We start from the raw sequence: 17,727 nt of genomic DNA on the forward strand, positions 1-17,727 counted from the left end.
AGGAGACCTTGCCTCATGGCTGAAACCGCAGGCACCTCGAAGGCCGCGCTGTGGACTGGGCGCATCCTCATCTGGATTCCCTCACTCTTTATCCTCTCGGGCGGCATCAACACGCTCCGCCACGCTCAGATGGTGATCGACGGCCTCAAGCAGTTCGGCTATCCCATGAGCATCCTTCCCTACATGGGCACTGTGGCTCTGCTCGGCGGCCTGCTGGCGCTGATTCCGGTCACCGAAGTGTTGGGCGTGATCCTGCTCACGGCCTACCTCGGTGCAGCTGCCCTCACCCACCTGCGGGCGGAACAGGCAATCTGGTACATGCCTGTTCTCTTCGGCGCCATACTCTGGATTGGCCTCTACCTGAAAGAGCCTCGCGTCCGCGCGGTCTTTCCCCTCAACCGCTAGAGCATTTTTCTGTAGGTGTAATGCAGGGTTTGTGCATGTATGGGCGTTTTCCGCAATGAAAACGCCGCTGCACGCTCCTCTCGGAATGCCCAGCAACATCTAGAGATATCGACATATAGAGATAGCCCATGCCCGGGTCCCCATGTCCCCAGGAGACATCCTCCAAGTCAGCGCAGTCCAAAGAAAAAATGACGCGAATGAGTCCCCTCATCCGCGTCCCAGGACACACCTTGGAACTTCTTTATGGGCTCTTCCTTCCTCTTTCCCTCTTTCGAGGCAGGAAAATGCGATTCATGAGATTGCGGAACTGACTCGTAGGGTTGTACTTACGAGCGACCACAAACACACATGCCGACGGCCAGAGGCAGACACGAGTTCATTCTCAGAAAAAATGATCGAGCCGATTGATTTTGGCAGCTGCCATTCAAAGAGAGGGGCGCCTTGCGGGCTCTTGGTAGCGATAAACGCTATTTATTTATCGTTATTCGATAAATAAATATTGACAAAGACGCTCTAGCGTCTTACTGTTTCTTTCGTGGTGCTGGTAGATCTACGGAGGTATCGTTCATGGATTCCGAACTCGAGAGAAAGCTGCAAAGGATTCGGTCGTTCAGCCAGGTTTTCAGGCGGATTTGCCAGGGAGCGTTGCTTGTCATGTTCCTGCTGTTGCTCGCCTGTATCGCCGGCATCTGCATTGGAAGGGGTGGAATCGTCCGTGCATTCGATATCTCGATCCCGTTGAGCACGTTGAGTGGATATCAACGCATCCTTATGGCTGTGGTTGCGGTGCTTGCGATCGCTGTTCCTATCAAAGGGCTGTATCACCTGGAACGGTTATTTCGGAACTATACGGAAGGCAAGATCTTTACCGTTGCATCCGCTGGGGAGATCCGGCAATTGGGTATAACCGCTCTTCTGTGGGCCGCGGCCAATCTTATATGGATTGCCGCTGCAGTGGTCTTAACCGAGCGGCGCCTTCCTCATTCCTTCTACTTCCGCATGGACTCAATCGCCATTGGCGTGACGGTCATCGTGATCTCGTGGCTGATGGAGATGGCTGCGGCGATGCGCGAAGAAAACGAACTGACCATCTGATCTGGCCGAAGGAGCGTTTGCAGTGCCAATTGTTGTCAATGTCGATGTGATGCTTGCCCGCCGGAAGATGAAGCTGAACACTCTCGCCGAACGAGTGGGCATCACGCCACAGAACCTCTCGGTCCTGAAAACCGGCCGCGCAAAAGCGATCCGGTTCAGCACGCTGGAACTGCTGTGTGAGGTTCTCGAATGCCAGCCTGGAGATCTGCTCGCGTTTGAAAAGTCACCCGCGAGTTCCACTTCTGAGGAAGAAGAAGAACTCGCTGAGCTTTAGCAGTTATCGATGAATTCGGACGCTTTACTCTGGATGCCCGTTCATTGCATCGCAAAGGATGGAATATCTGGGGTGAACCATTCGAGCGAAGCTCGAACCGGTGGGAGCCGTGGGCTTTAGCCCACGGTCTCTTTGCCCCAACAAGAAAATGGGCTTTAGCCCTGGGCCTTTCCTCGCGGGCGAAGGAGAACCCAGGGCTAAAGCCCATTTATTTTTGAGCCTTTATCAGCGGGCTGAAGCCCGCTGCTCCCGCCAGTCGTAGCCATGCTCTGGCTATCTCGATGCGTCCTGGCGAGGTACTTCCCCAATCCATCCCGGGGCAACCCTATTCAACGAGTCCCCGCCTTAACGCCCCAACTTTTTAACTCTTCCTCGGCCGCGTAAACACAAACGGCTTCACTGTCCGTTCCAAAGGAATCGAAAGCTCCGTCACCTTACCTTGAGCATCGAGATGGAAGCTTGCTGTCAGCCGGCCCGTAAATGGATCGCTCGCCACGAAGGTGTCGTAGTTGTAATGGCGGAAGTGCAGTGTCAGAGCGTCGAAGTGAAGATCGAGAACGTCTCCCTCTACCGTCATAGACACCTTGCCAAACGCCGGATGAAACCACTCTCCCGCATATGCAGAAAGCGGCAGCGATGTGGGCGCATGAGGCAGACGTCCTGCTTCGAATGCCGCATCAGCTTCTGCGCTTTTCTTCCTCGCGGTATCGATGTTCTGCTTGATCGCATCAATCCGGTCGTGAAACGGAAGATTGAGATAACGGCTCAGAAAGTTCTCCGCTACTGCTTTCGGTAAGGCCGTCTCAGCGTTGTTCAGTACCACGATGGCCGTATGCTTCTCCGGAATCAGAGCTACCATCGCGGTGAATCCATTGATCGAGCCGTCGTGTAAAAGCAGGCGATATCCCGCGCGGTGCTCGATGATCCAACCCATCGCGTAGCTGAGATCACCGTCAGCAGAGATAGCGCGGTGAATTTGCGTGAACTGCTTTGGTGAAAGCACCACCTTCCCGTTCGCTGTGCCGTCTCCCATATGAAAGGCAAGGTATTTCAACATGTCGTTCACCGACGAGTTCACTGCTCCGTTCGGGCCGATGCCGAAGGATTGATAGTCGTAAAACGGGATGGGCGCAGCCGTATCGTTTGTAACTTCGTGTGGCGTGGCGAAGTCAGGGCTCTGCTGTATCTCGCGCGCAGAGGAATTCGAGTGCGTCATGTCCAGCGGCACAAAGATGCGGTCATGAAAGAGCTGCTCCCAGCTTGTGCCATTCGCATGGCCGGCGAGATAGCCGGCCACCACATACATCAGATTGTTGTACTGGAAGGTTTCGCGGAAGGTGTGATTCGGTTCCAGATAGCGCAGACGCTGGATAAACTCGTCGGGAGTGAGATGGGTGCTGTAGCGGATGAAGTCATGCCGCGAAAGTCCAGACCGATGTCCCAGCAGATCGCGCGGCGTAATCAGCTGTGTCGCAATGGGATCGTAGAGCCGAAAACCTGGCAGGTACTGCGTGACCGGTGTATCGAAGTCGAGCTTGCCGTCATCGACCATCTCCGCTACGGCCATTCCGGTAAACGACTTCGTGATCGACCCGATATCGAAGAGCGTGTCGGCGTCGACTGGCTGCGGCGAGCCTGCGCGGCGAACGCCATAACCCTTCACCAGCACAACCTTGCCATCGACAAGAATGCCGACGGCCACCCCCGGCGCATGAAACGCGCTCATTGCGTGCGCAACGTCAGCATCGACGGTAGAAACATCGAATGCAGGCCCGGAGACCTGACCAGGCAGCAAAACAGAGCAAACAGCAAGCAGGCAAAGAGTGACGACGCGAGAAAGCTTCATGGGTACTTCCTACGTATCATTTCGTAGTTTGGTTCCGTACGGTATGAATCATTCTCCAAATAGTCGCTTGCCTGCTTAACTCTACATATGTAGAGTTAAGGGCATGAAGCTGCGCAGCTCACCGCAAACCACCATGGTTCTTGCCGAGTTTCTTACTTCCAGAGAGGAGTGGAGGTATGGCTACGATATCAGCCGCAACACAGGGCTGAAGTCAGGGACGCTCTATCCCATCCTTATGCGGCTCGCCGACCATGGATTATTGCAGACAAGCTGGGCGCAAGGAGAGGACGGCAAACCACCGCGACACATGTACAAACTCACCCGCAGCGGTATCCGCTACGCGGCTTCACAGGTGGAACCTGGTGTTTCCCGGTCTCTCGTCAAACCAGCCTTTGAGGTGTAAACAGCCGATGACGATCCTTCGCAGAGTTGCACGCAACATCGCCGGTTATGTTGTCCAGCATGCCTCTCCAGGATGGAAAGAGTGGGCGGAGGGCCTCGGTCGCGAGCTTGACTTCATCGAAAGCGACTGGCGCGCTCTCAGATGGGCCGTCAGCAGCCTCCCGGTGCTCCTCGATCGCAGGCCGCGTGCCATTCTCTCCTCTGCCGATCTTGAGATTGCGGCACAGAAGTTTGCCTCGCAAAAACGCTATCGTGTGAATGATGTCTGGTTGGCCAATAATAAGGACTGGCTCGTGTGGGTAGGTCCGCTGCTTTCATGCCTCATTCAGCTTCTTACAGAGCACACCAGGTATTGGTCTGCAAACTGCGTTGCGCTTCCCGGTCTCATCATTCTTTTGACTCATGGAGTCCTCCATCGCAAACCGTCGTCCGTCCCCGACCGGGACGATACCGCAGGCATGGTTCAGTTCTACAAGAAAGAACTCGAACGCTTCTGCAATGTAAGTTTCTGGTTCTATTTTGTTGGTTTCCTATCAGTTGGCCTCGGCTACTCGCTGATGGTTGGGGTAATCGGGAAGTTAATTCTGGGCCTCTTCTGGACGGTAAACCTCTGGATCATTGCGTGGAAGTATCGGAACGACAGCAGGCATCTGCAACAGATCGAACGCTTGACCGGGGATGATGTGTCCGCCTGAATGCGGTGAATTGGCAGATGCCGTTCTCTGACGGATCCTCGTTCTGCCTGCATCAATTGCGATCCTCCCTGCAAATTGCTGGAGATGTTGACAACACTCCGCGAACCTTGCCCCAGAGGGTAAGCGGAGAATGCACCTATTTCGGATACTCGTCATCCTGGCCGTCATGTCCACAGCGGTCACCTCCTTAGGGCAGCAGCCATGCACCCGCGGTGTTCGCGTTGACGGCCTGGTAACCGATCCCAGCGGAGCCATGGTTCCGGGTGCAACCATACAGGCCTCTACGGGCGCGGTGGCAACGAGTGATCAGACTGGACACTACCTGCTGCCGTGCCTTTCTCGTTCTTTTACTCTGCAGGCACGCGCGGATGGCTTCGCTCCGCAGACTCTCACTCAGACAGCAAACTCGCAGCAACTTCACCTCGATATCCAACTCTCGATTGCTTCAGTGGAGTCTCAGGTGCAGGTCAGCGCCGACGACAACACCGTCGCTCTCGACCCAGGGCGAGGGCCAGGCACCGTCACATTGGACGAGCGAGCTGTGCAGCAACTTGCGGATGATCCAGACGATCTGCTGCGCCAATTGCAGATGCTCGCGTCGCAGAATGGCGGTGATCCCAGCACTGCGCGCATCACCGTCGATGGATTTCAGAACGCCACCACGCTGCCCCCAAAAGGTTCGATCGCATCGATTCGTGTCAACCCCGATCTCTTTTCCGCCGAGTATCGTTGGCCGCCTTACGGTGGAGGTCTTATCGAGATCAAGACGAAGCCTGGTGCTGCGGCGATACACGGAGCCGCATTCTTTACCGGTAGTAATGGAAGCTGGAATGCGACTACCGCATTTGCACCCTCGTCGACTCCGGCAAGTAAACGCCGCTATGGTTTTGAGCTCAGCGGGCCTATTCTTCCTGGTCGCGGAGACTTCTCCGCCGCCCTTGAAAAGCGCGATATCGATGAGTTCAAAGTCGTGAATGCGCAGGTTCTGGCGAGCGACTTCAAGATAAGCCCGTTCCGCCAGACCGTTCCCACGCCACAGCGCTTATGGGTGGCCTCGCTGCGCAGCGGCTGGCAGCTTGGCCAATCTGACACGCTCACCGGCTCCTTTGCTGCGAATGTGAACAGTCTCGGTAACCAGGGAGTCAGTGCCCTGGTTCTTCCAGAAGCCGGATACTCCACCATGGCAACTCAATACGAGCTTCGCCTTGCGAATGAGCTTACGCACGGCGCAGGCCAACTTCACCAGACCAGGGTTGGACTGTCATCCCGGAGAAGCCAGAACACACCAAATGCGACAACCCCTTCGCTACAGGTGGCGGGATACTTCACCAGCGGCGGCGCCACAAGCCAGGCCACTGACAGCCGTCGATACACCCTGGAGCTCGATCACGATGCAATGTTCACGAAGGGCAGGAACACACTCAAGCTGGGCACCCAGAGCCTGGGCATCGTGATTCACAACCATACTCCCGACACTTTCAATGGAGCGTTTCTCTTTGGTGGAGGGAGCGCGCCGGCGCTGGACCCTCAGAATGCGACTACGGGACAAACCGTCACCATTGACGGCATGGATCAATACCGCCGCACCTTGCTCGGGTTACCTGGCGGGAATCCCACTACCTATCAACAGACCAGCGGAAATCCCGAGGTGAACTTCACACAATGGCAAAACGCGCTGTATCTCGAAGAGAACTTCCAGGTCACTCAGCGGCTAACTCTGTCAGGAGGGTTCCGCTATCAGTTTCAGACCTCACCAGATAGCCTTGCCAACTTCGAGCCTCGGCTCGGCATCGGCTGGTCACCGGATAAGAAATCCACCTGGGTGATTCACGCTCGTGCGGGTATCTTTTCGAACTTCATCGACGCGGACACGATTGCGGATGGTTTCAGGCTCAACGGCAGGCGTCAGCAGCAGGTCGTGGTCTACTCGCCCGGTTACAGTGCGCCGCTCAACCCGAACTCAGCTTCCATTGCCGTCTCTACCCGGCGGGAGTTTGCGCCGGCGCTCTCGCAGACGACGACCTTTACCGGATACTTCACCGTTGAGCACACCTTCGCTCACCATTGGCTGGCACGCTCGGCCTTCTATTGGGGAGCCGACTGGAATGCGATCCGTATGCGAAATACTAATGCCCCCATCGTCAGCACAGCCATTGGCGCACCCGCTGATCCAATCGCGGCACTCCGCGCTCCGCGCCCGTATGGCGGCAATGAAAACATTCTGCGCTATGAGAGCTCGGGGCATCTCGCCGGCAATCTTGTCTCCTTCTCTGTTGAGCAACAGAGCTACAAACGCTTCAACCTGCGTGTGTACTACCGGCATGCGAACTTTAAAGCGAATGGTGGGGATGGCATCGTCACTCCGCAATCCTCCTACAGCGAACAAGGGGAATCTGCTCGTGCCGACTGGCTGAGACTCAACGGAGTTTCGTTGATTGGCAGCCTCATCCTTCCTCGCAGGGTCGAGTTAGCAACGGAGCTCGATGCTCACTCCGGCGCGGCATATACCATCACGACCGGAACCGATGCAAATGGCGACGGTATCGTGAACGATCGTCCTTCCTATGCTTCTCCGGGGATGTCCGGATCCGTTTATCACACGCGGTATGGCCTGATGACGGCCGATACGACCAACGGCAACGTGCCCCGGAACGTCGGCACAATGCCGCCTACGGTCCATCTCGACATGAACCTCAGCCGCGCCTTTACGCTCAATCCAAAAGACAAGGAGCACGCGCGAACCATCACCTTCAATCTTCGCGCCGCTAATGTTTTGAACCACGTCAATATAAACGGGGTTGGGACTGTCGTCTCCTCGCCGTCCCTGGATAAGCCTTACCAGGCGGAATCCGCCAGGCGGCTCGAAGCCGGCGCGCGATTCTCTTTTTGAGAGGTATTCGTACAATGAAGACAGACATTCTCAACGGAGGTGACCCATGGGTCTCTTCATGAGCAATCTCGAAGCTGCTGTCCCTCCCGCGCTCGATCAGCTCCATTCGTCCACCTCTCCGCCGGCTGGAGCTGCCGCATTCGACATCAGGGCATGGCATATCGTCGTGCCGATCACGCTCGGCATTACGCTTATCACTGCTTCGGAGTGTCACTCCATCACCTCCATCCCCTCGCTTCGCTATGGTTTCGTCCTGGCGGGCTGGTGGGGAGCCACCGCTCTGGGGCTGTGGCGCGTGGCGCAATCGAGACCGCAACTCCTTCAACTACGTCCCGCGGTTCTCGCGGTTCATGCAGCCATCGCTTCCCTTCTCGGCGTTCTCCACCTGTTGCTCATGGCCTGGATGGATTTCCTCTTTCTTACGCCATCGGTCCAGGCAGCCATCCATCTGACATGGATGCGTTATCTGTATCTGAACCGCTGGGGTTTAGAGATGCTGGTCTACGGATTCATCTTTGGCGTCGCTGCCGTCGCCAAGCTGCAGTTGCTGGCGCAACGAAACTCAATGCGCTCGCTCGAGCTGCAGAAGGAGCTCTCTGCAGCGCAGCTTCATGCGCTGCAGATGCAGGTCGAGCCGCACTTCCTCTTCAATACACTTAACGCCATCACTACCCTGGTGGAGCTCGGCCAACAGCAGAAAGCGTCGGCGATGTTAAAGCATCTCAATATCATTCTGAAGACGACGCTTACACGCTCTGCCCCACAGAAGGTCCCGCTCGCGCAGGAGCTTGAGAATGTCGAGAACTACCTTGCTATCGAGCAGGTCCGATTCTCTGATCGTCTTCAACTCCAGTTCCGCATTGATCCGTCAGCACTCAATGCCCTGGTGCCAAGTTTTCTGTTGCAGCCATTGATCGAGAACGCCATACGCCATGGCATCGGTAAGCTCGAGGATGGTGGCGTCATTCAGACCTCCGTTGAAAATCGCAATGGTACCTTGTTGCTCCGTATTCATGACAACGGTCCCGGCCTGAGTACGCAGACGGCTTCAGGTCACGGCATCGGTCTCAGGAATACCGCGAGCCGTCTTGCTCATTTCTATCCGGATAAATACTCCTTCCAGACAGAACAGGCAGCGGCCGGTGGATTCCTTGTAAGCATTGCCATTCCCTTTGAGGTGGCAGCGATATGAGCCTCCGTGCATTGATCGTCGACGACGAGGCGCTTGCCCGCACCCGCATGAACCGGCTGCTCTCCGGCGACCCCGAGATTGAGATCAGCGGTGAGTGCAGAAACAGCCGCGAAGCCTATGCGTTTCTCAGCTCCCAGACGGTCGATGTGGTCTTTCTCGATATCCAGATGCCCGGCGAAAATGGATTCGACCTGATCGAGAAGATCGGTTTTCGAAAGATGCCGGTAACGGTCTTCGTTACGGCACACAACCATTACGCCATCCGAGCCTTTGAAGTTCACGCTCTGGATTACCTGACAAAACCGATCGAGCAGGAGCGCCTCGCCTCCACCATCGAGCACGTCAAACAGAGGGTCAGGGAACGAACAGGGGAGCACCCCTCCGTCAGCTACCGGGGCGATCTTGAAGAGACGCTTCGTTCCATGCTCGCATCGCTTGGTCCTTCGTCGCAGACGGTGTCGTATACGAAACGGCTGCTTGTGCCTGACGGCGCGAAGACGACCTTCATCGATGTTGAAACGATCGAATGGATTGAAGCAGCCGACTACTATGTCCGCATCCACTCCGGGCAGAAAGAATTCCTTCTCCGCGAAAGCATGAAAGATCTTGCCGCTGCTCTCGATCCTTCACGCTTCGTGAGAATCCACCGCTCCGCGATCGTGAACCTCGCCTGTGTACGAGAGGTCTTTCGCGAAGGTAGAGGAGATGGGACGGTTGTCCTCTCGGGTGGACGTCGTCTCCCTATGAGTAGCGTGGGATGGAAGGCGCTGCTCGCTTCTGGACGGAGCTAGTAATATACGAATCCATTCCTCGATATCTACGTAAATCTTCGTATATCCGCCTCGCACCGGAGGCTTCCGTGGGGAAGCTAGCGCTCCTCGTTCTGCTGCTGTCACCCGTCTCCTCTTCCCGCAGAACCAGCGATCCAGCTATTCCACAACTGGAACAAGGTATTCCGCAGTATGCAGGTAGCTGGCATTCCCGGGGCCTCTATCGCCCTCGCGCGACACGGCAAGACGGAGTGGCTCACAGCTTCGGCAAGGCTGACGTGGCTTTGAGCCGTGCAGTTACACAGCGAACCAAACTCAATCCAGCAAGTGTTATGACAGCCTGGGCGAGGCGTACATGAATGCAGGGAACAAGCCCTTGGCGATTAACAATTATGAAAAGCCATTCAGCTTCACGTCCATGCCGACAATGCACGGCAGATGCTGAATAAGCTTGGGCGAAACGTCGAGCCACTAGAGCTTTTCCCTGAAGCTGGGCACAGAGCGAAAATGAAACCGCCACGCCACATGTACAAGCTCACACGCAATGGCATCCGCTATGCGGTTATACAAACTGACCATCAGCTAATTCCGGTGAAATAAATGTTCTGGACTATTTCCGCGAAGGTTGAGGTCGGCCTTCCTTACGATTGCTCTATGGTCGCCTCATTGGTGTTTTATGAAGCATTTCAATCAAGCTTGTATTCTTCCTTCGTTCAGGGTCTTGGTTGTCTGCTACGCTCCACAGGAAGTGTGTGGCCGTTGCGTCTCGCCGATAGGCATCGTTGTAGGGCAGTATGTCGGTCAGAGGACATCCTGTTGGCAACGGATGTTTGTAAGCGCAAGGTGGTGGGGATCCGGATCGAATCGCCTGCTCAGCAGTAATCTTGCTGCTACCGGGGCGCATTACGGCCATTTGATGGCAATACATGCAATTAGAACTGGTCGCGTTATGGTTGGGCCCTTCAATATAAGGGTTGAATGCGATGTGAGGAGAACCGTCTTCCTCTAGCGGAACTGTGGGAGACATTGTCGTGTTCATCGCATAGAACCACCATGGTCCATACTGAGCTACGCTCGGCGGTTGATCGTCGTGTCGAGTGTCTTCTTTAGGATTGGGAGTCCACCAGTAGGTGGACCAGACCCAGTCATGCTGTTCGGCCGTAATGATATGTACGCCCATCAATAATGCATAGAAGAATTTGCCGTGGCGACAGTGATTAACCTGTCCCACGCTCGATGGCGCAAGGCCGCCGTCTAGAAGCTCGCACGGATAATATCGATGATAGAAACAATTGATCGGGACGGTTGAGTCTGTAGTTGGGGGGCGGTCCGGCGCGAAGGTCTTGAATCCTGGATGCGAGCTTACCGAACAAGGCGATGGGTCATTCACATCTACTTTCACTCGCTGCCACTGATCAACATTAGGTAAAACGGAATCACCATCGTTTTTCCTCTTGGCAAACGCTGGATTCCATACGGAAACTTGGTGCCGGGGATCAGGTGTGGCCCAGATCAACTTAACAATTACAGACGTGTTATCGAATTGGCGATTTTGTTCACTCTCCCTCGCCAATGATTCAATCCCCTGCGCCTGGTGTAGGCAATGCCGGCGTATAAAATCGGAGGCTTTAGGGTTGAAGCGAATCGAAGAGATAAATGCGAGAGCAGAAGGAGCTGGCAAGGCAGGAGCTTGAGGTGCATTAGAGTGAAGTTTCGTAAAATCGATTTGCTGCGTCGGAACTTCCATGAAGGTTGCAAATCGTGTGGCATTCTGCGGCTTCGGTAATGGACAATCTGAATTATTTACGATGCGGCATCTTGAGCTGTTGCCACCCAACCCCAATGTGCATTTATTTTCCCACTGACCATTCAAGCGATCCCAGTCAGCCACGTAGCCCGAATTGCCATTTTCACCCTGTGGATCTTTAGAAAGTAGCGAAGTGAGGACCGCCCAGCCATGCGCGCGTATTTCACTTTGATCATTGCGCGAGATCATCTGCTGGATCTCATCATGAGTCATAGGGTACCTGCCAAGGGCTACACTCAGCTCATGTCGCACAGATGTGACAGTCGCCGTCCTTGATTGCTGATGGTTTTCTCTGGAAAAAGAGCAAGTAGATACGCCCAATCCCAACAGCAATGACATTGCAGTGGCTAAACTCAGAATGCGCATGACGCTCCGCCTTTCTTCGGTCTGTAAATTGCACGATCGGGAAGGGGGGAACTTCCCTATCGGTGATTGTTATGCGGATGTTGACTGCTGTGCCAAACGCACCGTTGAAATCAAATTCTCGATCGCATCAATGGCAAGAGGGCAGAAGTCTCCCTGATACGGTCCCCCTAGCTCCGCTTTGACAAGATCATGGAAGCTTTCCTGTACGTTTTGAAATTGCATGCCAAACGATCCCGTAGCCTTCTTATAAAAATTCTTTACAGTGCCAGGTGAAACGCCAAGCCTATGAGCAAGAGCCGCCTGCGCCGTTGGATCCCTTAGGTCATCGAGATAGGCATGTCCGTTACTTCCTGTCTTTGTCGTGACGACGAGCCAAAGAATCAAGAGGTTCTTGAGAGCAGCGAGATCATTCATGGGATGTTCCTTTCACGCGGTTAGTGGATAGAGCGCGGTATCGCTGCCGGACGATCCGGATACGAGTTACCGTGAGGTGACGTCTGTGAGCGCAAATTGCGCAGTAACTTCTCTGCCTCGGCATATTGCCCGGTATGTTCGTCTGTTGTGCGGATCCAACCGCTCAGCTGAGCCACATAGGAGCCAGGTGGATGAGACGAAACGATGATCCAGATCAACGCGGGCCTGAATGCCACATAGGCATACGCGTCTGCCGCCTCTCGACGAAGCGCATGGCCACGTGCCGATGATGTTTCCCATTCCGCGCACTGTTCGAGGCTCTGCGCGAGATACATGCGTGACTCCACAGCCGCATCGATGGCCGCTTCAGCGCGAAAGGCCTTCAGGGCTGTTTCGCAATGGTGCTGTGCCAATTGGAATGCGCCCTCTTTCTCCAGTTGAGCCATCTCGAACAGAGGGCCGATCTCATCGCGGTGGCCCTCGGAATCCTTTGACTTCAATAGCTTTAGCAGGTGAGCCTTCTCAGCGACTCCAGCCGTAGGCGCAAATCTGCCCACCAATAGGCTTGCCGCGCGCATCCGATATGACGAATGATCGATTGCCAGCGAGTTGTCTGCATCCTGGGCACAGGTGGTAATCTGACCCATCTGACATCGCAACCACGCCCGATCCATCAACACAGATGACTGGTTCCCTTTTTCGCCTCCAGATTCCGCGAGTAGAAGGGCCTTATTGATCGACTCCTGAGCCAGCGCCAGCCGTCCCTCTTCCGCCTCTACGTGAGCGAGCAACTGGTACCCTGCAATCGCCCGGCTTGGTGACGTCGACCGGCTCACTTGGTTGAACCTGTCCTCTGCGGTTTGGGTGTCCCCCCGCAGGACCGCTGCTTCTCCCTCAATCCAGGCAGCCTCTATGGGATATCCATAACGGCGAAGTTCTGCGATCCATCCCGCCACTGCTGCCTGGTCGCCAGCGACGAGTGAAAACTGCGCCAGTGTCGCTGTCGGACTCAGCCTCTGCGGGACCAACGCATGCGCATGTTTAAGGCATTCAATCGCTTCCTCTATGCGCCCCAGTCGCATCAGCGGCAAAGCGCGGTAGAACCAGGCGAGCCAATCACTGGGATAGTAGGAAGCAAGGTCGCGAAACTGAGCCTCCGCAGTAGCGAAATCATGAGTATCGCTGGCATAGATGCCACGTACGCGGTCCAGTTCACGGCGGGAAAGGCGCTGCCTACTTGTCGTGCTTATGGCCTCACGGTATGCCGCCAAGCCGTCGCGCCAACGGTTCATTGAGACGAGCACGTCTCCAAGCCGCGCATAGGCCAGGCTGAACTCGCGATCCAATTGCGTCGCACGTTCGAGAGCGGTAATCCCGTCATCGGTCTTACCGTCAAGAAGCAGCCTTTCTCCATGTGCGTACTCATCCAGTGCCTGCCAGTTCGCGGTCGTTGCATCTTCTGGAGGGATGTCGAGCCGTGCGATGTCATCGGCCGATTCCCCCACCTTTTCGCGAACCCAATCGCCTGCCTCGCGAATCATCGCTAGAGCCGCATTATCAAGAGGCGATGATTCTTTCGCTGCCTGCCAGCGAAACTCTCGAGTCCACTTTGTCCGGGAACGCGATGGATCGTGATCCGGTTGATCGATGGTGACGGACAGCGTATATCCTCCACGGGTCACCTCGATCGATGGAAAGATCACACGCACCGCTCCGGTCCTTAACGCAATCTCACGCGCCGTTGCCGCATCGATCGATGTATCTGCCGGCTTCTTCATGTTGCGAAGGGTCTCGTCTATACGGCTCTGCTCTAAGACCTGTACGTGCGTCGATTGCGAGAGCTGACTGGCCAGCAGGGTAGTGGCCTGATCCAGTTCATGCACTGCGGCACGGTTGGTGAGCGGGGCGAGATACACGGTAGCTCCTGCCGGGACGGTGGAATGGGTGTTCACTTGTACTAGGCGCATGATGCCGCCAAAAAGGGCCGCGGCGATCAGCAATACTCCGCCACTAATGGCGAGCCACTGTTTTCGCAGTGCAGGCAGTGTTGGGCGCGACCATTTCTTCACCCGTGGGGGTTGTGCGGCAGTTGTTTCCAGATCATGTAGGAAGGCAAGCGTATCCGGGTATCTATCTTCCGGCTTCGGGTTCAGGCAACGTTCAAGAATCGAAATCCAGGCTGCGGGAATCTGAGATGGCAGCATGGTTGCCAGAGATGGCTGATCCAGCCGCGCCGCCATGCCATTCAACAGTCTGTGTGCTGCAAAGACTCGCGTTCCAGACAACATCTCTGCCGTCACCAGCCCGAGTGCATAGACATCCGTAGCTACCGTTGCAGTCAGCCCCTCTAACTGTTCGGGAGCCATGTAGGACAGCGTCCCGATCGGATATCCGCGTGTCAGCGATTCCTCGGCATCGCTTGCGGCATAAGCGGTGGTCCCCATCGGGGCGGCTAAGCGGGCCAGGCCGAAGTCGGTCACGACGGCGCGGACTTCCTTCGCTTCACTGCCCTCTTCCAGCAGCATGATGTTGCCTGGCTTGATGTCGCGGTGGACCACCCCCAGGCTGTGTGCCGCTGCCAGCGCCTGCGCAATCTGACGAAGAATATGCAGGGCATTGGTGCAGTCCAGGGGCCCTTCAGCGCGTAGCCGCTCGGCGAGCGTGCGGCCCTGAAGGAATTCCATCGTCAGAAAGACGATTCCGGCGCCCTTGTGCACCGTGCGTTCGAGATCGAAGGTGCGGCAGATGTTGGTATGAGTGATGCGCCGCGCCAGCGCGACCTCGCGGCGAAATCGCGCCACCACCTCCGGGTCATTCGCGATCTCCGGAAGAACGACCTTCAATGCAACCGGAGTGTGTAATTCCTGGTCGTACGCTTCATAGACCGTTCCCATGCCGCCAGCGGCGATCTGCCGCCGAATTAGAAAGCGGTCGCACAGCAGGTCGCCTTCCTCTATCGTTCCGGCCGCGAGCGTGGGATTGACATCGAAACCTGCCAGCGCAGGTCTGGAGAGCCATGACGCGGCCTCTACATGAGCTTGCAGTAAGCGTTCCACTTCAGAGCGCAATCCGTCATCGTCACCGGACTCAAGGGCGACGAACGCCGGGCGCTCCGCCACATCCAGTTCCAGGGCTTTGTGAAATATGCGGCTGACCGCCTCCCATCGCTTGCTCTGCATCACGGTCGCTTACTTGCCAGTCCTCTCTGTGTCTCACCTCGATAAGGCACTGAACAGCCACGCCCGCGTGAACTGCCACTCACGTTTCACTGTTCGCACCGAAATACCAAGGACGCAGGCGATCTCCTCCTCGGTCAATCCGGCGAAGAATCGCATCTCGACGATCTTTGCTTTGCGTTCATGCTGTATGGCCAGTTCATCCAGTGCCCGGTCCAGCGCCAGCAGATTGACATCCCGCGATGGAGCACGGGCAAGGGCCTCATCCAGCGCAATCATCGTGACTCCGCGGCCACGCTTTTCCGCATCGTCGCGACGAGCTTTATCGATCAATATCTCGCGCATCAACCTGGAGGCCATCGCGTAGAAGTGAGCCCTGTTCTGCCACTCAATCTTCCGGATGCCAATCAGTTTGAGGTAGGCCTCGTGGACCAGGGCAGTCGGCTGTAGGGAGTTATCCGGCCGCTCCCGTCGCATGTGGGCCGCCGCGATCCTCTTAAGCTCCCCATAGACAAGCGGAAGCAGGCGATCTCTTGCCGACTCCTGGCCGTGTGCAAAATCCGCCAAAATTTGCGTGATCTCTTCCGACGCCGGGTCCATTCGAGCCTCAGACCTTGACAAAAAATAGGTTGTGAACTGTGCGCAAATCATAGCACACCGAACCCCCGTTACTGGTGAATGAGCCAGGCGGCCCCTGTTCCTTTTTTCCGATCAGGGTGCCTTTTAGAACAAAGTCATTTTTTCTCTACGTAAATATTCGTATATCCTCCTCCCACCGGAGGCTTTCGTGAAGAAGCTAGCGCTCCTCATACTGCTGCTGTCGCCCGTCTTCCTCTTTCCTCAGACCAACGATCCAGCTATTCCGCAACTGGAACAAGGGATTCCGCAGTGGATGCAGGCAGCCGGCATTCCCGGCGTCTCCATCGCCGTGGTGCGTCACGGTAAGACGGAGTGGCTCCATAGTTTCGGCATGGCCGATGTGGCTTCGGGCCGCCCGGTTACCCAGCAAACCATCTTCAACGTCGGCTCGCTCAGTAAGGTCGTGTTTTCGTATGCGGTGCTCCGTCTGGTCGACCAGGGCAAACTCGACCTCGACACACCGCTCACGCGTTATCTTCCTAAGCCGTACATTGACAACGAACCTCGTCTGGAAAAGATCACTGCGCGTATCGTCCTCAGCCATCGCACCGGTTTTCCGAATTGGAGGCCGGATAAGGACGGTCCTCTGGTTATTCACTTCACTCCGGGAGAGCGCTTCAGCTACTCCGGCGAAGGTATGGTGTATCTGCAGGCAGCCATCGAAGCCATCACGCACAAGCAGATGGAAGACGTTATGCGGGAAGAGGTCTTCCAGTATCTGGGCATGAAGCACTCCAGCTATATCTGGCATGAAGAGTGGGCGCCGGTGGTTGCGACTGGGTATGAGAGCGGCGGTGCGCCGTATCCAATCTTCCATGCGAAGTTCGCTGGAGTCGCCGGCAGCCTGATCACCACACCGCAGGACTATGCTCTTTTTCTTGAAGCCATTCTTGGCGGGAAAGGGCTGAAGCCTGGCACACTCCGCGAGATGGAGACACCGCAGATCGCTATCGATCCCTCCTGCTTCATCTGTACCGATCATGCGCCCGGCAGGCTGTCCGACAAGCTTTTCTGGGGCCTCGGCTGGGCAATCGAGAAAAACTCTTCTGGTACCTATCTCTGGCACTACGGCGACAACGGCGTTTTCAAAGCCTATGTTTCGGTCGATCTCAAGCGGCGCGATGCCGTCGTATATTTTGCCAACAGCCGCGATGGTCTTGCGATCGCTCCTGCGATTACGCAGACAGCCCTTGGCGGAGAACATACCTCGTTCTCGTGGGTGAAGTATGACACTTATGATTCGCCGGCGATGCGCTTCATGCAGTACTCCTTGCATCACTCCGTCGCAGAGACCCTGCAAGTCTTCGCTGCATCGCTTGAAGATGGAAGCATTACGGAAGGCAGTATGAATGCCTATGGCTACCGTCTGCTTTCTGTGAAAGATTTTGACGGAGCCATTACCGCCTTCCAGCGCAACATTGCACTTCATCCTCAATCCAGTAACTGTTATGACAGCCTGGGCGAAGCGTATATGGATGCAGGCAACAAACCCCTCGCGATTGCCAACTACGAAAAAGCTGTCCAGCTCGATGCGCATGCCGACAATGCACGGCAGATGCTGAACAAGCTTGGGCAGACGTCAAGCCACTAGGGCCTATCAGCGAATTTGATCGATCTGAGATAGCCCAGGGGTCCCAATCGGCTTTGCCGGATGGAGTGCGGCGGGCATCAGCCCGCTGATAAAAGCGTAAAGATAAATGGGCTGGGCCTTCTCTGTCCGTCAGGGAAAGATCGCCCGAACGTCTTACACATTGCA

14 protein-coding genes are annotated in these 17,727 nt (G+C 55.9%); 9 read left to right on the forward strand and 5 right to left on the reverse strand.

Features of this window, described 5'->3' with window-relative positions; genetic code table 11:
- The first annotated feature begins 15 nt into the window (after nt 1-15).
- From FTW19_RS02905 to FTW19_RS02915, 3 genes are all read left to right on the forward strand, one after another.
- Entirely contained in the window at nt 16-405 is a 390-nt protein-coding gene (locus tag FTW19_RS02905) for a DoxX family protein (protein WP_147646245.1), read from the forward strand.
- Nucleotides 406-1,059: 654 nt separating this feature from the next.
- On the forward strand, nt 1,060-1,500 hold the full coding sequence (locus FTW19_RS02910; protein ID WP_187143221.1) for a DUF2975 domain-containing protein: 441 nt from the start codon (nt 1,060-1,062) through the stop codon (nt 1,498-1,500).
- Nucleotides 1,501-1,522: 22 nt separating this feature from the next.
- Nucleotides 1,523-1,774, forward strand: a complete 252-nt coding sequence (locus FTW19_RS02915) for a helix-turn-helix domain-containing protein (protein ID WP_147646247.1) — start codon at nt 1,523-1,525, stop codon at nt 1,772-1,774.
- Between the two features lie 361 nt (nt 1,775-2,135).
- On the opposite strand, the gene FTW19_RS02920 is transcribed toward FTW19_RS02915, so the two are convergent.
- Nucleotides 2,136-3,620: a serine hydrolase gene (locus FTW19_RS02920; RefSeq protein WP_147646248.1), complete on the reverse strand. Its 1,485-nt coding sequence runs from the start codon at nt 3,618-3,620 to the stop codon at nt 2,136-2,138.
- Between the two features lie 103 nt (nt 3,621-3,723).
- On the opposite strand from FTW19_RS02920, the gene FTW19_RS02925 reads away from it, so the two are divergent.
- The 5 genes from FTW19_RS02925 to FTW19_RS02945 all read left to right on the forward strand — a co-directional run bounded on the left by FTW19_RS02925 (nt 3,724) and on the right by FTW19_RS02945 (nt 9,590).
- Nucleotides 3,724-4,023, forward strand: coding sequence for a PadR family transcriptional regulator (locus FTW19_RS02925; protein ID WP_147646249.1), 300 nt, complete (start codon nt 3,724-3,726; stop codon nt 4,021-4,023).
- Between the two features lie 7 nt (nt 4,024-4,030).
- Complete coding sequence (locus FTW19_RS02930; RefSeq protein ID WP_147646250.1) at nt 4,031-4,717, forward strand: hypothetical protein; 687 nt, start codon at nt 4,031-4,033, stop codon at nt 4,715-4,717.
- A gap of 130 nt (nt 4,718-4,847) precedes the next feature.
- Nucleotides 4,848-7,607 carry a TonB-dependent receptor gene (locus FTW19_RS02935; RefSeq protein WP_147646251.1) on the forward strand — a complete coding sequence of 920 codons (2,760 nt, stop codon included), beginning with the start codon at nt 4,848-4,850 and terminating at the stop codon, nt 7,605-7,607.
- A 46-nt stretch (nt 7,608-7,653) separates the two neighbouring features.
- Nucleotides 7,654-8,799: a sensor histidine kinase gene (locus FTW19_RS02940; RefSeq protein ID WP_147646252.1), complete on the forward strand. Its 1,146-nt coding sequence runs from the start codon at nt 7,654-7,656 to the stop codon at nt 8,797-8,799.
- Nucleotides 8,796-9,590 (forward strand): LytR/AlgR family response regulator transcription factor, encoded by a 795-nt coding sequence (locus FTW19_RS02945; RefSeq protein WP_147646253.1) that lies wholly within the window; start codon nt 8,796-8,798, stop codon nt 9,588-9,590. Before FTW19_RS02940 ends, FTW19_RS02945 begins: the two co-directional genes overlap by 4 nt.
- Before the next feature lie 631 nt (nt 9,591-10,221).
- Here the strand turns inward: FTW19_RS02945 and FTW19_RS02950 are convergent.
- From FTW19_RS02950 to FTW19_RS02965, 4 genes are all read right to left on the reverse strand, one after another.
- Complete coding sequence (locus FTW19_RS02950) at nt 10,222-11,589, reverse strand: hypothetical protein (protein ID WP_147646254.1); 1,368 nt, start codon at nt 11,587-11,589, stop codon at nt 10,222-10,224.
- A gap of 222 nt (nt 11,590-11,811) precedes the next feature.
- Nucleotides 11,812-12,156 carry a hypothetical protein gene (locus FTW19_RS02955; protein ID WP_147646255.1) on the reverse strand — a complete coding sequence of 115 codons (345 nt, stop codon included), beginning with the start codon at nt 12,154-12,156 and terminating at the stop codon, nt 11,812-11,814.
- 20 nt (nt 12,157-12,176) lie between these two features.
- Nucleotides 12,177-15,335 (reverse strand): serine/threonine-protein kinase, encoded by a 3,159-nt coding sequence (locus tag FTW19_RS02960; protein WP_147646256.1) that lies wholly within the window; start codon nt 15,333-15,335, stop codon nt 12,177-12,179.
- A 33-nt stretch (nt 15,336-15,368) separates the two neighbouring features.
- The gene (locus FTW19_RS02965; RefSeq protein ID WP_147646257.1) at nt 15,369-15,932 is read right to left on the reverse strand and encodes a sigma-70 family RNA polymerase sigma factor; all 564 of its coding nucleotides are present in this window, start codon (nt 15,930-15,932) and stop codon (nt 15,369-15,371) included.
- Nucleotides 15,933-16,119: 187 nt separating this feature from the next.
- Between FTW19_RS02965 and FTW19_RS02970 the strand changes: the two genes are divergently transcribed.
- On the forward strand, nt 16,120-17,562 hold the full coding sequence (locus tag FTW19_RS02970) for a serine hydrolase (RefSeq protein ID WP_147646258.1): 1,443 nt from the start codon (nt 16,120-16,122) through the stop codon (nt 17,560-17,562).
- Nucleotides 17,563-17,727: the final 165 nt, after the last annotated feature.

The sequence above is a fragment of the Terriglobus albidus genome, assembly GCF_008000815.1.
Taxonomy (GTDB): Bacteria; Acidobacteriota; Terriglobia; order Terriglobales; family Acidobacteriaceae; genus Terriglobus; species Terriglobus albidus_A.

Coding starts and splice junctions, on each gene's coding strand:
- FTW19_RS02905 (WP_147646245.1), top strand. CDS start 16: ATGGCTGAAACCGCAGGCACCTCGAAGGCCGCGCTGTGGACTGGGCGC.
- FTW19_RS02910 (WP_187143221.1), top strand. CDS start 1,060: ATGTTCCTGCTGTTGCTCGCCTGTATCGCCGGCATCTGCATTGGAAGG.
- FTW19_RS02920 (WP_147646248.1), bottom strand. CDS start 3,620: ATGAAGCTTTCTCGCGTCGTCACTCTTTGCCTGCTTGCTGTTTGCTCT.
- FTW19_RS02925 (WP_147646249.1), top strand. CDS start 3,724: ATGAAGCTGCGCAGCTCACCGCAAACCACCATGGTTCTTGCCGAGTTT.
- FTW19_RS02930 (WP_147646250.1), top strand. CDS start 4,031: ATGACGATCCTTCGCAGAGTTGCACGCAACATCGCCGGTTATGTTGTC.
- FTW19_RS02935 (WP_147646251.1), top strand. CDS start 4,848: ATGCACCTATTTCGGATACTCGTCATCCTGGCCGTCATGTCCACAGCG.
- FTW19_RS02940 (WP_147646252.1), top strand. CDS start 7,654: ATGGGTCTCTTCATGAGCAATCTCGAAGCTGCTGTCCCTCCCGCGCTC.
- FTW19_RS02945 (WP_147646253.1), top strand. CDS start 8,796: ATGAGCCTCCGTGCATTGATCGTCGACGACGAGGCGCTTGCCCGCACC.
- FTW19_RS02950 (WP_147646254.1), bottom strand. CDS start 11,589: ATGACTCATGATGAGATCCAGCAGATGATCTCGCGCAATGATCAAAGT.
- FTW19_RS02955 (WP_147646255.1), bottom strand. CDS start 12,156: ATGAATGATCTCGCTGCTCTCAAGAACCTCTTGATTCTTTGGCTCGTC.
- FTW19_RS02960 (WP_147646256.1), bottom strand. CDS start 15,335: ATGCAGAGCAAGCGATGGGAGGCGGTCAGCCGCATATTTCACAAAGCC.
- FTW19_RS02965 (WP_147646257.1), bottom strand. CDS start 15,932: ATGGACCCGGCGTCGGAAGAGATCACGCAAATTTTGGCGGATTTTGCA.